17 protein-coding genes are annotated in these 13,733 nt (G+C 61.8%); all 17 read left to right on the forward strand.

Annotation, left to right across the window (positions count from 1 at the left end; translation table 11 throughout):
• The first annotated feature begins 130 nt into the window (after positions 1-130).
• The 17 genes from B2U07_RS21630 to B2U07_RS21710 all read left to right on the forward strand — a co-directional run bounded on the left by B2U07_RS21630 (position 131) and on the right by B2U07_RS21710 (position 13,731).
• A complete protein-coding gene (locus B2U07_RS21630) occupies positions 131-1,186 on the forward strand; it encodes a hypothetical protein (RefSeq protein ID WP_296277846.1) in 1,056 nt (351 codons plus the stop codon).
• A 32-nt stretch (positions 1,187-1,218) separates the two neighbouring features.
• Positions 1,219-2,511 carry a DUF4043 family protein gene (locus tag B2U07_RS21635; RefSeq protein WP_296277848.1) on the forward strand — a complete coding sequence of 431 codons (1,293 nt, stop codon included), beginning with the start codon at positions 1,219-1,221 and terminating at the stop codon, positions 2,509-2,511.
• Positions 2,512-2,571: 60 nt separating this feature from the next.
• Positions 2,572-3,054, forward strand: a complete 483-nt coding sequence (locus tag B2U07_RS21640; protein WP_296277850.1) for a hypothetical protein — start codon at positions 2,572-2,574, stop codon at positions 3,052-3,054.
• Positions 3,055-3,111: 57 nt separating this feature from the next.
• Positions 3,112-3,987, forward strand: coding sequence for a RyR domain-containing protein (locus B2U07_RS21645; protein WP_296277852.1), 876 nt, complete (start codon positions 3,112-3,114; stop codon positions 3,985-3,987).
• Position 3,988: 1 nt separating this feature from the next.
• Positions 3,989-4,645 (forward strand): DUF6682 family protein, encoded by a 657-nt coding sequence (locus B2U07_RS21650; protein WP_296277854.1) that lies wholly within the window; start codon positions 3,989-3,991, stop codon positions 4,643-4,645.
• Positions 4,646-4,735: 90 nt separating this feature from the next.
• Entirely contained in the window at positions 4,736-5,002 is a 267-nt protein-coding gene (locus B2U07_RS21655) for an HP1 family phage holin (protein ID WP_296277856.1), read from the forward strand.
• Positions 4,999-5,556 (forward strand): glycoside hydrolase family protein, encoded by a 558-nt coding sequence (locus B2U07_RS21660; protein WP_296277858.1) that lies wholly within the window; start codon positions 4,999-5,001, stop codon positions 5,554-5,556. The genes B2U07_RS21655 and B2U07_RS21660 overlap by 4 nt, the downstream gene beginning before the upstream one ends.
• Before the next feature lie 29 nt (positions 5,557-5,585).
• On the forward strand, positions 5,586-6,047 hold the full coding sequence (locus tag B2U07_RS21665; RefSeq protein ID WP_296277860.1) for a lysis system i-spanin subunit Rz: 462 nt from the start codon (positions 5,586-5,588) through the stop codon (positions 6,045-6,047).
• The gene (locus tag B2U07_RS21670; RefSeq protein ID WP_296277861.1) at positions 6,044-6,403 is read left to right on the forward strand and encodes a Gp49 family protein; all 360 of its coding nucleotides are present in this window, start codon (positions 6,044-6,046) and stop codon (positions 6,401-6,403) included. Before B2U07_RS21665 ends, B2U07_RS21670 begins: the two co-directional genes overlap by 4 nt.
• A 10-nt stretch (positions 6,404-6,413) precedes the next feature.
• Positions 6,414-7,019: a hypothetical protein gene (locus B2U07_RS21675; RefSeq protein WP_296277863.1), complete on the forward strand. Its 606-nt coding sequence runs from the start codon at positions 6,414-6,416 to the stop codon at positions 7,017-7,019.
• On the forward strand, positions 7,016-8,437 hold the full coding sequence (locus B2U07_RS21680) for a hypothetical protein (RefSeq protein ID WP_296277865.1): 1,422 nt from the start codon (positions 7,016-7,018) through the stop codon (positions 8,435-8,437). The genes B2U07_RS21675 and B2U07_RS21680 overlap by 4 nt, the downstream gene beginning before the upstream one ends.
• Positions 8,434-9,288: an arabinofuranosidase catalytic domain-containing protein gene (locus tag B2U07_RS21685; protein WP_296277867.1), complete on the forward strand. Its 855-nt coding sequence runs from the start codon at positions 8,434-8,436 to the stop codon at positions 9,286-9,288. Before B2U07_RS21680 ends, B2U07_RS21685 begins: the two co-directional genes overlap by 4 nt.
• Before the next feature lie 170 nt (positions 9,289-9,458).
• The gene (locus B2U07_RS21690) at positions 9,459-10,661 is read left to right on the forward strand and encodes a hypothetical protein (protein ID WP_296277869.1); all 1,203 of its coding nucleotides are present in this window, start codon (positions 9,459-9,461) and stop codon (positions 10,659-10,661) included.
• Positions 10,658-11,167, forward strand: a complete 510-nt coding sequence (locus tag B2U07_RS21695; protein ID WP_296277871.1) for a hypothetical protein — start codon at positions 10,658-10,660, stop codon at positions 11,165-11,167. Before B2U07_RS21690 ends, B2U07_RS21695 begins: the two co-directional genes overlap by 4 nt.
• 14 nt (positions 11,168-11,181) lie before the next feature.
• On the forward strand, positions 11,182-11,565 hold the full coding sequence (locus B2U07_RS21700; protein WP_296277873.1) for a phage tail fiber protein: 384 nt from the start codon (positions 11,182-11,184) through the stop codon (positions 11,563-11,565).
• Positions 11,565-12,002, forward strand: a complete 438-nt coding sequence (locus B2U07_RS21705; protein WP_296277874.1) for a hypothetical protein — start codon at positions 11,565-11,567, stop codon at positions 12,000-12,002. Before B2U07_RS21700 ends, B2U07_RS21705 begins: the two co-directional genes overlap by 1 nt.
• Positions 12,003-12,012: 10 nt before the next feature.
• On the forward strand, positions 12,013-13,731 hold the full coding sequence (locus B2U07_RS21710; RefSeq protein ID WP_296277875.1) for a hypothetical protein: 1,719 nt from the start codon (positions 12,013-12,015) through the stop codon (positions 13,729-13,731).
• Positions 13,732-13,733: the final 2 nt, after the last annotated feature.

A 13,733-nucleotide genomic window follows, 5' to 3' on the forward strand; every position in this document is an offset into this window, starting at 1 on the left:
GGGTTTTTTCTTTTCCGATCCCCTCGCGACACTCGTTCGCAAGCCAGGTGCGACCTGGCGATGCGCGAGGCGGCGACGCCTCGTAACTGCTGAACCCATTGCGGCCACGGCGATATGTGGCGGGACAGGCATGAATCCGAACGAGTTTATCCAGCAACACGCACCGAACGGTGAGATGACGGCAGAGCAGGCCGCCCAGCTTCTTGAGCTGGCGGATATGGGCGATACCGGGGAACCGACCCCGGACACTGGCAGCGAGACGCCCGCCGCTGCTGCTGCAGAAGCCGCACCAGCCACCGACGGCGCACAGGCAACTGAAGACGTATCGAGCACCGATGACAACGCGGCAAGCGTTGAGGCGGAAGATCCGGCCAAGTCCGTGATCATGGCGAAGGACAACGTCCACACCATTCCGTATCAGCGCCTGCAGGAAGCGCGAGAAGGAAGGCAGGCGGCGGAAGCCCGCGAGCAGGAGCTACTGCAGAAGTTGCAGGGCGCACAGCAGGAGCTGGAAGCGCTCAGGAATCAAGCGCAACAACGGGCGGATGCAGGGATCGCGCCGACCGATGCCGACAAGAACCTGGCAGCCGCTGAGGCCGCTATGGATGCCGGTATCGACCCGGACATTTTCGGGGATTTCTCCCCGGAAGCGCTGGCCAAGGGCGTGCAAGCCTTGATCGCAAAGAGTGCCCCGGCACTGCTGGCCGATCTGGTGAAGCAGCAAGTGGCCCCCCTGCAGCAGAAGCAGCAGATGACCGAGCAGGAAGCTCACGCGCAGGCGATCTACGCCAAGCACCCTGACCTCGATTCGATTATCGAGAGCTCGGAGTTGGATGCGTGGATCGAGTCGCAGCCTGGATTCGCCCGTAGCGCATACCGCTCGGTGATGGAGAGGGGCACGGCGGCCGAGATCATCGAGTTCATCGACACGTACAAGGAAGCCACTGGGAAAACTCAGGCAGCAGCCGCTGCGCCCGCCAGTGCGGGCGTTCAGGCAGCAGCCAAGCAAGCCGTGGAAGCGGCCAAGCCGGCAGTACCTGTAAGCCTCTCGGACATTCCGGGCGGCCGAGCAGGACCGGCCACTGGCAGCGAAGCCCTGGCGAACTTAGGCGCCGTAGATATGGCCGAGGCCTTGATGGACAAGAGCCCGGAGCAGATCGAGGCATTTCTGAACCGGAGCGTCTGACGCTCCGTGTCCCGTGATCAAGGAGATTCACCGTGACCGACAAGACTCATATGCGCTACGGCGACCCGCAGGCGATGGTCGAGCAGGCCGTCGGCTTGTTCGCCGTCCACACCCAGCGCAATACCACCCTGAACCGCCTCACCGGCAAGATGCCGAAAGGTACCGCTGGTGCCGAGGCTACCCTGCGCAAGCAGACCACCCAGCACATGCCCATCGTGCGCTGTCAGGATCTCAGCAAGGGGCGCGGTGACGAAGTCACCTTCAACCTGCTGAACCCGGTTGGCGGCTACCCGATCATGGGTGGCGAGTACGCCGAGGGTCGCGGTGTGGGCATGAAGCTGTCCGAGGACAAGCTGCGCGTGAACCAGGCGCGCTTCCCGATCGACCTCGGCGACACCATGACCACCATCCGCAGCCCTGCAGACTTCCGTCGCCTGGGTCGTCCGGTGGCCCAGGCTCGCATGGATGCCTATGTCGATCAGAGCTTGCTGGTGCACATGGCTGGTGCCCGTGGCTTCCACGACAACATCGAATGGGCTGTGCCCACCGAGCAGCATCCGAAGTTCGCCGAGATCATGGTCAACCGCGTGAAGGCGCCGACCAAGAACCGTCACTTCATCGCTGATGGCGGCAATGGCATCAAGCCGTTCACCGTGAACGCTGGCGAGGTCGACCTGGCGACCACCGACCTGATGAAGATGGATACCGTGGACGGCGTCCGCACCTTCATCGATCAGGTGGCGCTGCCGCCGCCTCCGGTCATCTTCGAGGGTGACGCCGCTGCCAACGACTCGCCGCTGCGCGTGATGCTGGTGTCCGCTGCTCAGTACAACCTGTTCGCAGCCGATCCCAACTTCCGCCAGCTGCAAGCCAGTGCAATGGCGCGTGCCCAGCAAGCCAAAGGCCACCCGCTGTTCCTGGGCGAAGTCGGTCTGTGGAATGGCGTGCTGATCGTGAAGATGCCGAAGCCGATCCGCTTCTACGCTGGCGACACCATTCGTTACTGCGCAGCCAGCAACAGCGAAGCAGAGAGCACCTGCATCGTGCCGGCTGGCTTTGGTACCACTCACGCCATTGACCGCGCCATCCTGCTGGGTGGCCAGGCCGTGGCCGAGGCGATGGCTGCCAGCGAGAAATCGAAGATCCCGTTCTTCTGGAGCGAGAAGGAATTGGACCATGGCGACAAGGTGGAGCTGCTGCTGGGTGCCATTCGTGGCGTCAGCAAGATCCGCTTTGCGATCGAGACTGGCAACGGTACTGAGTTCACCGACTACGGTGCGACTGCGATCGATACCGCCGTGCCGATCATCGGCGCTCGCAAGTGATGGGTTGGGTCGGGTAACACCGGCCCGCCTTTACTGAACCCCATTGAAGGAGAGCCCATCATGGCCAAAGTAACCCTCAAGACCTTCGGCACTCGCCAGTTTGGCGGTGCTGCTGGTGCCTACGGCAACACCACCACCCTTTGCTTCAAACTGGAGACCGGCGCCAACGGTGCCGCGCTCAACGCTGATTCGACTGCGGCGATCGCCACTGGTGATGTGGTCGACCTCGGCCCGCTGCCTGAAGGTATGCGCCTGGACGATGCTTCGATCCTGATCAGCACTGGCATGACCGCCACCATCACCGGCTCGCTGGGCTTCGCCTACGCGGATGGTGTGGATGACGCTGCCGTACCGCAGGATGCCGCGTACTTCGGTACCGGCCTCAACCTGGCAACCGCTGCGCGCCTGCGTGCCAACGCGGGTAAAGCCCTGAAGGTTCTGCCGAAACCGGCACGCCTGATCCTGACCACGGCTGTTGCTGACAACGCCAAGGCCAGCAAGATCGAGGTGCTGGTGACCGGTGAGCTTCAAGGCGCCCGCTGATACGCAGCTTGGGAGGGGCTTCGGCCCCTTTCTTTTTCCGCATGGTAGGACACGAACATGAAAGTACTGGTCATTGCGAAGGTCGCGCACGCCATCAACGCGGCGTTCTGTCTGTCGCTGGGCGATGATTCCCAGCCAACCTGGGATGACGCGCCGGAATGGCAGCAGAAGAGCGCCATCGCTGGTGTCGAAATGCACCTGGCCAATCCTGATGCCACCCCCGAGCAGTCGCACGAAAGCTGGCTGGCTCAGAAGGTCGCCGACGGCTGGGTATACGGTGAAGTGAAGGACGCCGAGAAGAAGACTCACCCGTGCTGCCGCCCCTACGACGAATTGCCGCCCGAACAGAAGTCGAAGGACTACCTGTTCCGCGCCGTCGTGCATGCGCTGAAGGATCTGCCGGACGCTGATGAAGCGGCTGCCGTTGCCGTTGCTGCTGCGCTGGCCAAGGTCCCCGCACGTCAGGCAGCACCGAGCGCTCCGGCTGGCCCGGGCAAGATCGTGGTGGTCTACATCGGCCGCAAGCCGACCTACACCGATCACCTGTATGGCACCGGCCTGAGCTTCACTCAGGGCCAAGAGCGCGCCATGCCGGCCGATATCGCCCGCAAGTTCCTGCGTCACCCCGATATGTTCGAGGAAGGCAGCGCCAAGGCCGTAGCCGATGCGCCTGCGAAGTCGGACAAGGTCGAGGACAAGGATGAAGACGACGACACCGCTCGCCAGTTGGCTGAAGCCAAGAAGCTCGAGGACGAGGCTCGCGACAAAGAGAATCGCATTCTCGATCTGAAGCAGCAGATCAACATCATGACCAAGGACTCGCTGGCCGAGTACGCCATGACCAACTACAAGCAGAACCTCGACAAGCGCAAGTCTGTCGCGGAGCTGCGCCAGGCGGTCACCGGCATGATCGACCAGTACGGCGTGGTGTGACATGACCCTCGACGAGCTGACCAAGGATTTCAGGGTAACCACTCAGGACAAGGTAGAGCCGTACCTGTTCGAGCAACCTGACGTTGCGCGGTGGCTCATTGAGGCAGAGCAGGAGGCCTGCATTCGCGGGCGCCTGCTGCATGATTCGAGCTTCGAGATCGATATCGCTGCCGGTGAGACGGTCTATGCGCTGAGCCAAGGGCTGTACGAAATCGATCACCTGGGCCTGCTTGAGGCTGGTTCGACCGAGCGCTGCCAGGTGAAGCTCGTTTCGCGTGAGTGGCTGGATGACAACATGCCAGGCTGGCGCGACCGCACCGACATTCCCCGCTTTGCCATCCAGGGCGACACCAGCATTCGCCTGGTGCCGACGCCGCGCCTCGGTGGAACACTCAAGCTTGAAGGCTACCGTCTGCCCATCCGTGGGCTGAGCGCCGACAAGACGTCGAAGCCGGAGATCAATCAGGCCCATCACCGGCATCTGGTGAACTGGGCGCTGTACCGCGCATTCAGCATGCCGGACAGCGAGACGCTGGATCTCGGTCGCGCCGAGGCAGCTTTGGCCGCGTTTACCAACTATTTCGGCGATCGCCCCGACAGCGATCTGCGCCGTATCACCCGCCAGGACGTTGAGCACCACAACAAAGCCTGGCCCTGACCCCCTGTAGGGTTCGCTCGCAACCTGCCACCTGCATAGCCTTTGACCATACCGAAACGAGGGGCCACCCCTCTCTGACAGGATCAGCGTATGAGCGACAAGGTTATGAGTGGAGTGAGCTACGCCGGCGCAGGTGTGTCGGTGGCGTCAGGGTTGACGCTTACTGAGTGGGGCATCGTCGTTGGTATCGTCACCGCGCTGCTGACCTTCGGCGCCAATCTCTTCTACCAGTACCGCAAGGACCGGCGCGAGCAGCGTCTGCATGACCTTGAAGTGCAATACGTCTACAAGGCACGGCAAGAGGCGCAGGAAGCCCAAGAGGCGCAGGACGCCATTGTCGATGGTGCACAGCAATGAGCATCCGCAACCGAATCGCCATTACAGCGCTGACGCTCAGCCTGGCCGGCTTCGGTGCCTGGATCAAGAGCGAGGGCGAAAGCCCTGTGGTCGAGAAGGATGGCGTCGAGCTGCTTGCTCCGCATATCCCGACCAAGGGTGACGTGCCGACCATCGGCCACGGCTCGACCCGCTACGAGGACGGTACGCGCGTCACCCTGGCAGATCCTCCCATCACCCGCGAGCGAGCCGAGCAACTGGCCCGGGCGCTGCACAGCGAGGAAGAGCGCCGATTCCAGGCCTCGCTGCCGGGCGTGAAGCTTTACCAAGAGGAATACGACCTCTACCTCGACTTCATCGGCCAGTACGGCATCGGCAACTGGCGAAAGCCGAAGTCACCGCGCACATGGTTGCTGAAAGGCGATTACGCAGGTGCTTGCGATGCTCTGCTGAACTGGCGATTCGCGGCCGGATATGACTGCTCGACGCTTGTTAATGGGAGACCAAACAAGCGTTGCTGGGGCGTTTGGACCCGTCAGCTTGATCGCCATGCCGCGTGCTGGAGCGCCCAGTGACTCGCGCCCTGGTTGCCGCGTGTGCCGCCATGGCCATTGCCCTGGCGTTGCTCTGGCTGCGCCTCGACACCGTGGCGCTCGAGCGTGACAACGCTGTGACCCTGGCCAAACAGAGCGCTGCGGCGATCAAGTCGCTGCGCAACACCAACCGCCTACAGCGCGAAATGGCAACTGACCAGGCCGCGCGCGAAGACGCTTTCTTGAAGGGGAAACAACGTGCTGAAGACCGTGCCGATTCTCTGCATCGCTGCCTCGCTGACGGTACTTGCGGGCTGCGAGTCGCTGCCACCTGCCCCGCAGTGCGAGTGGACGGAGCCAGCACCGCTGCCGGCGAGCCTGATGCAGGAACCCCAGAACTTACAGCCGCTGCTCGACGAGCTTATCCAGCCCTCTATGCCGGCCTCGAAGTCCAGCGCGACCAAATCCTGAAGCTGCAGGAGCAGCTCGTATCCCTGCACAGGCAGTGCAAGATCATCGGAGCACCACAATGAGCGACCAAGCAATCGAGCAAGAAATCCAGGCCAAGGGGCTGACTGCGCCGCGCATCACACCGGCTGACATCGAGGCGAACATTGCCAGCGAGCACTATTTCACGGCGGCGGACGGCGCGCGCATGTCTTCGCATGGCAATCACCCGATCCACAACCTGAACACTGGCAGTCTCGGACTGCTGACCTTCTGCGTGCTGGTGCTGCGCAACGGCTTCACCGTAACCGGTGAGTCGGCCTGCGCTTCGCCGGAGAACTTCGACGCTGAGATCGGCCGCAAGATCGCGCGCGAGAACGCCATCGCGAAGGTCTGGCCGCTGATGGGCTACGCCCTCAAGGAACGCCTGAGCGGCGAGTAAGGAGACTGGCATGTCGGCGCCTGAAATCCCCATCACCATCCAGCGCGGCAAGACGTTCGAATTCGGCTTTGTGTATGCCGAGGACGAGCTGCTGTATCTGCCGATCACTGGCATGCCGAGCAAGGCGCCTGTGCGCTTGACCGTTGAGGGGCACGGGGTGCCGGATGGGTGGCCTGTGCAGGTCACTTGCGTGAAGGCGCCGGCCGAGCTCAACACGCCGGATGACGAAAGCCAGATTGCCAAGCTGGTCGACGTCGACACCGTCGAGCTGAACGCCCTGAACGCGCACTGCTGGAAGGCGTTCAGCGGCTCGGGCCTGCTGGTGCTGAACAAGCCCATGGATCTGACTGGCTGGCACTGCCGCGCTCAAGTGCGCGATCGCGTTGGCGGTACCGTGCTGTTCACCTGGCACAGCGATCCGGGCGAGAGCCCCGACGGCGAGATCGAGGTCGACCTGGCGCATAGCGCGTTCGTGCTCAAGATGGATGCCGCTACTGCTGCAGCCCTGGAATGGAAGCGTGGCAAGTACGACGTGGAAGCGATCGCCCCGGGCGGCGAGGTCTACCCGCTGACAGCGATCAGCGATATCGAGGTTGCTGACGAGGTGACTGCATGAAGGTGATCGGCGCCGGACAGGTAGCCAAGCCCATTGTCTTGGGTGCTGCGCTGCGCCGAACTCCGGTAGTTGTGCTTGCCGGCCTGCGCGGTGTGCCAGGTACTGGTGGCGGTGGTAGTGCAGGGGTCAGCAGCTTCAACGGGCGCACTGGCGTGGTGTCGCTGACTGGCTCAGATGTGACCGCTGCACTGGCGTACACTCCGGCGAACGCTGCCAGCCTTTCCGCTGTGGCGCTCAGTGGTAGTTACGCCGACCTCGCAGATAAGCCATTCATTCCGACCGGGCCAGGCGATATTGGCGCCGCATCGGCAGCGCAGGGTGCCCTGGCTGATACCGCCGTGCAGCCTGGCGCGCTTTCCGTGCAGCTCGACCTGAAGGTCGACAAGGTTGCCGGCTACGGACTCAGCCAGGAGAACTTCACCGCGGCCGAGAAGGCCAAACTGGCAGCCCTGGAAGGTAGCCACTATCGCGGCACGTTCATCAATCTGGCCGCTCTGCAGACGGCCATACCGACCGCGCAAGAAGGCGACTACGCAGACGTTGACGCTGGTGCTGGTGCGCCAGTGCAGCGCTACATCTGGGACGAAAGCGACGGCGAATGGGTAGCGCAGGCCGGCAGCGCTGACCCGATCACCGCCGCGCAGGTCAAGGTGCTCTACGAGAGCAACCCCGACACCAACGCCTATACCGATACGGAAAAGTCGAAGCTGGGCAGCATCGCGGCCGGCGCCACGGCGAACGCCAACACCGACAGCCTGGCCGAGGGCTCGACCAACCTCTACCACACTGCGGCGCGCGTCCTAACCACCGTACTCAACGGCCTGAGTTTGGCCACCGGTACCGCGATCACCAGCTCTGACAACGTGCTGGTGGCATTCGGCAAACTGCAGAAGCAGATTACCGACCTGATCGCCGCCGTCAGCGGCAAGCAGGACACACTGGTCAGCGGTACCAGTATCAAGACGGTCAATGGCAACAGTCTGCTTGGAGCCGGCGATCTATCCATAGCCGGTGGCGGGGCGGTGTCATCGGTGAATGGGCGGACGGGTGCTGTTCAGGTGCTGGTGCCGATAATCGTTGCGTGCAGCGACGAAACAACAGCGCTGACAGCCGGTACTGCCAAGGTAACTTTCCGTATGCCCTACGCCTTCACGGTAACTGGCGTACTCGCGTCGCTGACAACAGCGCAAACCAGTGGGTCAATCCTGACCGTGGATATCAATGAGGCTGGTGTTTCGATCCTTTCCACAAAGTTGACGATCGACAACACCGAAAAGACGAGCGCAACAGCCGCAACTGCACCGGTAATATCGGATTCTGCCATTGCCGCAGATGCAGAAATTACCATCGACATTGATCAGATCGGCGACGGTACTGCAAAGGGTTTGAAAGTTACTTTGGTCGGGTATCAGCCATGACGATGCTCGTAAATCCTTTTTTCTTTGGTGCTAGTGTTAGCGCCGGGTATCTCGATGATTTCAGTCCAGCGCCGCGCGTAGCCTATTCACTGAGAAAGGTCATCAGCACTGCGACCGTAGCGATCCGCGTCCGGCGCAGCAGCGACAACGCAGAGCAAGATATCGGGTTTGCTGGAGATGCGCTTGACACCGCAGCACTCGCTGCTTTCGTGGGATCTAATAGCGCGTTTGTGACAACCTTCTATGACCAGACCGCTACTGGAATCAATCTGGTACAGGCAACGGCCGCTTCTCAACCGCGTATTGTCAATGCCGGAGCATTCGACGGTGCTGCAATATTCGACGGGACAAACGACTGGATGAGTGCAGCGTCGGTACCATTTGGTACCGCCTATGCTGCGGCGTATATGAAGGCTGCAATGCCTAACCAGTCAGCGCTAGCGATCATGCTGGAGTCGTCATCGAACTACAACAATGGGTCCGGCCGGTTTATCTGGTATATGGAGAACAACCTGCATGCCCTTGGAACCAGAGCGGCGGTTTCATATCGACGAGATTACTCAATATCTAGCGCGACAAGCTTGCGGGTTATCACCAACCGCTACCAAATGGCAACTTCTGACGCATCTATTGCTCAGCAGCGGTTTCGTGTCGACGGTGTAGATATATCTTCCGTTGCCAGCGTCGGTACGCCGGCAACGCCTTCCGTTAACTTCACAACTCAGACGCTTTACCTAGGTTGTCGTGCCGGGTCGGCGTTCTTTGCGCCCGTTCAGATTCATACTCTCGCTGTATACGCGGCGGACACCGACGCCATCGTTTCATCAATTGAGGCGGTAGTAGGGGTGTGACGAGAAAGTGGGCTTTTGGTTGGTGTGGACAGCTCGCTTTCAGTGACATTCCGTAGCCCTCACAGAAGTGAGGGTGCGCAGCCTGACCCCCTGTAGGGTTCGCCATCGCTCGCCCGTGAAATGAAACTCCATGCAGTTGCCGCGCTGTGCGGCTTTGGGGTTTTGCTGCGATGCGGGATCGAGTACGCCAAGCCGCCTGGAAGGGTGGCGTCAACAACCGAGACGACTACCGCAAGGTGCCGGAAGGCTCTCTGCGTGACGCTCTCAATGTGGACGTGGCGCAGGACGGGTCGCTTTCTCTGCGCCTTGGGTCTGAGGTCGTTTACAGCGGATCTGATGTGCGCGGCGCGCTGGCGGTTGGCGATCGCATCCTGATTGCTGACGGCGATCAGTTGATTGACTTCGACACTCGCACCCAGGTGCCGAGCGTGCTGGCGACGATTGCTGGTGCTGGGCGCCTGGTCGGTGCGGTGCACAACGAAGAGCTGTTCTTTTGCACCGAGAACCAGGCTCTGCGGTACCGGGCGGGCCGCTTGCGTCGTTGGGGTGTGCCTACTGTGTCGGTTCAGCCGCTGCCAGCCGTTGTTGCTGGCGGCATGCAGCCTGGCGTCTATCAGGTGGCCATGACCTGGCTGAACGAGTTCGGGGAAGAGGGAGGAACTACCTCGGCCGCGAAGATCGTTGTCGGCACTGGCCAAGGCCTGAGTTTTGACCTGCCGTCGCTTGAGGGGCATACGCCGCTGCTGTACGTCAGTGCTCCCGATGGGGCAACGCTCTACCTGCAGGACAAGGGCGCCGGCCAGCACCTGGTGAATGTGGTTCGAGACGATACGGCGCGCCTGGAAACCATGCATCTGCGAGAGCCTTCCCCGGGCGACTGCATCGCATCGCGCGATGGCGTCCTAGCTATCGCTGCGGGTAGCACGGTCTGGCTGACCGAGCCGCTTCGCCCGTATCTGCTTGATCGTGCCAAGCGCTTCTTCCAGTACCCGGCGCCGGTCGGGTTCGTTGCGTCCGGATCTGCTGGTTTGATCGTCTCGGCAGAAAAGACCTACCTGATCACCTCGCCTGAGAGCGCAGAGCCAGCTCAGGGCGAGTTGCTGCCTTACCCGGGCGTACCGGGAACCAACGTCGAGTTGCCGGATGGGCGTATCGCCTGGATGACCCAGTACGGCCTGGCAGCAGAAGTACCTGGCGGCGGTGCTCAACTGATCGGCGATCAGAAGTTCGTGCCGGCGCCGGCTGTGGCAGGGGCTACCACGGTGCTCGAGTCCGAAGGCAATCAGCGCGCTATCTCAACCATGCGGCCAGGTGCTGATCGCACGCCACTGGCCGTGAGCGACCACTACGAAGCGGAGATCGTATACCCATGATTCATGAAAACCTCTTCGGCAAGGGGTTCGTCTACGAGGGCGATATCATCCTGCCGGATGGCTCGATCATCGCCAGCGGTCGCGATCACAACCTGGTGCCGCAGGTCGGCATCGACCATCTGGTGGCGTTGCTGCGCGGTACCGGTGTGCCCATTTCGAGCTGGTACGTCGGCCTGTTCGAAGGCAACTTCGTGCCGACCAGTGCGACCACGTCGGCAGATCTGCAGACCAACGCCCAGGAGTCGCAGGCGTACAGCCAGGCCTCGAGGCCGGAATGGGTCGATGACTACGACGGCGTGTCGGTCGTTTCCAACCTGAGCAGCCGCGCAGAGTTCAGCTTTACCGCTGACAAGCGGATCTACGGGGCGTTCTTGATTTCGTCGGCGACCAAGGGCGGCGATAGCGGCGTGCTGCTGTCGATCGCTCGATTCGGGTCGCCATACGACGTGCCGGCCGGCACTACCTTCCGCCTGGGTGTATCCACCACCCTGCTGCCAACTCTCTGAGGTGACGCATGGCCATGTCCGCTGCTGTCACTCTCGACAGTCTGACCTACTACCTGAGCAATCAGGCTATTGCATCCAGGCCAACCGCCTGGACCGTCTCGCTGCATAGCGCGGCGCCGGGTGTCGATGGCATAGCCAACGAACTGGCGTACTCGGGGTACGCCCGCCGGGCTGTGGTATTCGATTTCGATGACTCAGCGCCTGCGGCTCCGTTCGCATCGAACACTGCGGACCTGACATTCCCCGCGCCCGGCACCGACCAGACCGTTACGCACGTGGTGGTGTGGGGAGGTTCCGTGCCGTTGGTGATACAGGCACTTCGCGATCCTAAAACACTACCCGCTGGCGTGGACGCCATTCTGGCCGCCGGTGAACTGATCATTGGAGGTACCAACTGATGAAGCGTTCGACTGGGCTTCGCAACCACATGCTAGTTACCGGGCCGCTGAAGTCGGCGATGGATGGATGCGTGATCATGATCTACGCCGGTACCGAACCCGCGTCGGCAGATGGCGCAATTGGGGGTGCGACGCTGCTCTGCACTATTTCCGTTAACGGCTCTGGTACTGGTGTAACGCTTGATGCTTCCGCTGCATCCGGTGCGGTGACGAAGAGCCCCAGCGAAGTCTGGATTGGCGACGTATTGGTGAGCGGCCAGGCCACGTTCTTCCGCATGCAGAAACCAGCAGATGCGGGTGGCGCCTCTACGTCGGCGCCGCGACTGCAGGGTTCCGTAGGGCTGATCGGCGCTGACCTGAATTTTTCAAGCGTCAACCTAATCTCTGGCGATGCGCGGCGCATCAACAACTTCGTGGCCTCAATCCCTGCAGGCTGAGGTCTGACCCGTGGCAAACCGCCTCTCAAAGCTAATCAGTCTGACCTACGTGCCGGCCATTCCAGAGCAACTGGCCCGGCCGGCGTACTGCTATGCGCCACGCGGGCAATACGAATCAGCTCTGGAGGCCTGGTTCTCGTACCTGAACGGTACGGTTTACGACGCTTCACAACTCCTGTGCTTCCCCGCGATTCCATATAGTCCAGGACGTGATGCCCAGTACAACACCAGCGCCAACCTGGGTTGGAACGCTGGGGCCGTCAGCATCAAGGCCGTTGCGGGTGATTGCTTGGCTCGCTTCAAAATCGTCGCCAGTAGTGCGGGTGTGCTCGTCGGTCTGGCAGGTGCTGGGGCGGTGGTCGGCGCTTTCAACGCAATAACGCATGGCGTGATCTACACCGGCAGCACCGTTCGGGTTGTAGAGGGTGGGGTCGAGAAGGCTGACAGCGGAATCAGCTTGGCCGCCGGCACGGCAATCGCGATTCGGCGAGTTGGGCGGCGGGTCACCTATTCGATCGACGATTGGTCGTATACCAGCCTGGTAGAAAGCGGTGGCGACGTTCGGCTGGCGGCAGTGCTGTATGCGGCTGGTGACGCGGTATCTGACCCTGTTCTTCAGGGCATCGCGTCCATGGCGGTGCAGTCGAGTTGGGGGTGGTCAGACGAGTACAGCCAGGGCCGGCTGCAGGCTCAGTCGCAGTGGGGATGGGCCGGACAGCTTGAGTTCAACGATGCCAGGGTATCGGTCGAGCTTCCGCTTCTTGCACGCATGTCAGAGAACGACTACGGCGAGATGCTGATCGACGCCGGCGGCGTTGAGGTTGAAGCAGAGGCCGGTTTTGCCGAAGTCGAGTTCAGCATGCTGTCGACCGTCATCCCCATGAGCCACATGGTCACCGGATCGAGCGTAATCGGCGGCGATATCAATGCCAGCTTCGACGTGTTGGCGCTGGGTGCCGACTACGACTACGGGTTCATGGAGGGGAGCGTTGGTGGTGTAGTTGTTCGCGGCCTGGATCTGGGAGAGGCACCTGGCACAGGGTCGTATCTGGAGCCACTGTATCTGCGCGATCAATACCACGCAGACCCGGTGATCTACGCCCTGATCAGGGAATCGCTGTCGGTGGGCAGTTCCCTGGATGTGTTGATCATCGTCGATGCCGTGCTGGCCGAGCTACTGAACGTCGGGGATGCCGTCGACGCCAACGCTATTTTGCATGCTCTGATCAGTTCGGGCGTTGCGATTTCGGACAATGCCAGCCAGGTGGCAAGGGAGCTGCTGCAGTACGCGACCAATCTCGCGACTGGGGCCGTCAGCCGTTATGACGGCTTTGATTTCCGCGGATTCACGAAGGTGGGCATGCAGGCCTATGGCTGGAAGCGGGACGGCCTATACCGGCTTGGCGTGCCTGGCGATGATCGGGAAGTGCTCAGCGCAGTGATTGAACTGGCCGCGCAGGACTTCGGGGTGGCCAACCACAAGCGGCTCGACAGCCTGCTGATTGGGGCATCTACCGATGGACGCATGTTCGTCCGCATCACCGATGACCATGGCGTGTCCACCACGCATCCGGTTCAGGTGCGCGGCAGCGAGGCGCGGGCGCTGTTACCCAAGGGGCGTACCAGCCGGTTCTGGCGGGCGCAGATCATCATCGAGGACGCGACCGAGGCCCGTATCGACAATGTCGAATGGGTGGTCGGTACCTCCAGCCGTAGAACGACGAGGTAGCC

Source organism: Pseudomonas sp. UBA7530, assembly GCF_002479365.1.
Lineage (GTDB): Bacteria > Pseudomonadota > Gammaproteobacteria > Pseudomonadales > Pseudomonadaceae > Aquipseudomonas.

What these genes read in the sequence shown, in the direction of transcription:
- B2U07_RS21630 (WP_296277846.1), top strand. Translation starts at nt 131, where the DNA reads ATGAATCCGAACGAGTTTATCCAGCAACACGCACCGAACGGTGAGATG.
- B2U07_RS21640 (WP_296277850.1), top strand. Translation starts at nt 2,572, where the DNA reads ATGGCCAAAGTAACCCTCAAGACCTTCGGCACTCGCCAGTTTGGCGGT.
- B2U07_RS21645 (WP_296277852.1), top strand. Translation starts at nt 3,112, where the DNA reads ATGAAAGTACTGGTCATTGCGAAGGTCGCGCACGCCATCAACGCGGCG.
- B2U07_RS21650 (WP_296277854.1), top strand. Translation starts at nt 3,989, where the DNA reads ATGACCCTCGACGAGCTGACCAAGGATTTCAGGGTAACCACTCAGGAC.
- B2U07_RS21655 (WP_296277856.1), top strand. Translation starts at nt 4,736, where the DNA reads ATGAGCGACAAGGTTATGAGTGGAGTGAGCTACGCCGGCGCAGGTGTG.
- B2U07_RS21660 (WP_296277858.1), top strand. Translation starts at nt 4,999, where the DNA reads ATGAGCATCCGCAACCGAATCGCCATTACAGCGCTGACGCTCAGCCTG.
- B2U07_RS21665 (WP_296277860.1), top strand. Translation starts at nt 5,586, where the DNA reads ATGGCCATTGCCCTGGCGTTGCTCTGGCTGCGCCTCGACACCGTGGCG.
- B2U07_RS21670 (WP_296277861.1), top strand. Translation starts at nt 6,044, where the DNA reads ATGAGCGACCAAGCAATCGAGCAAGAAATCCAGGCCAAGGGGCTGACT.
- B2U07_RS21675 (WP_296277863.1), top strand. Translation starts at nt 6,414, where the DNA reads ATGTCGGCGCCTGAAATCCCCATCACCATCCAGCGCGGCAAGACGTTC.
- B2U07_RS21680 (WP_296277865.1), top strand. Translation starts at nt 7,016, where the DNA reads ATGAAGGTGATCGGCGCCGGACAGGTAGCCAAGCCCATTGTCTTGGGT.
- B2U07_RS21685 (WP_296277867.1), top strand. Translation starts at nt 8,434, where the DNA reads ATGACGATGCTCGTAAATCCTTTTTTCTTTGGTGCTAGTGTTAGCGCC.
- B2U07_RS21690 (WP_296277869.1), top strand. Translation starts at nt 9,459, where the DNA reads ATGCGGGATCGAGTACGCCAAGCCGCCTGGAAGGGTGGCGTCAACAAC.
- B2U07_RS21695 (WP_296277871.1), top strand. Translation starts at nt 10,658, where the DNA reads ATGATTCATGAAAACCTCTTCGGCAAGGGGTTCGTCTACGAGGGCGAT.
- B2U07_RS21700 (WP_296277873.1), top strand. Translation starts at nt 11,182, where the DNA reads ATGTCCGCTGCTGTCACTCTCGACAGTCTGACCTACTACCTGAGCAAT.
- B2U07_RS21705 (WP_296277874.1), top strand. Translation starts at nt 11,565, where the DNA reads ATGAAGCGTTCGACTGGGCTTCGCAACCACATGCTAGTTACCGGGCCG.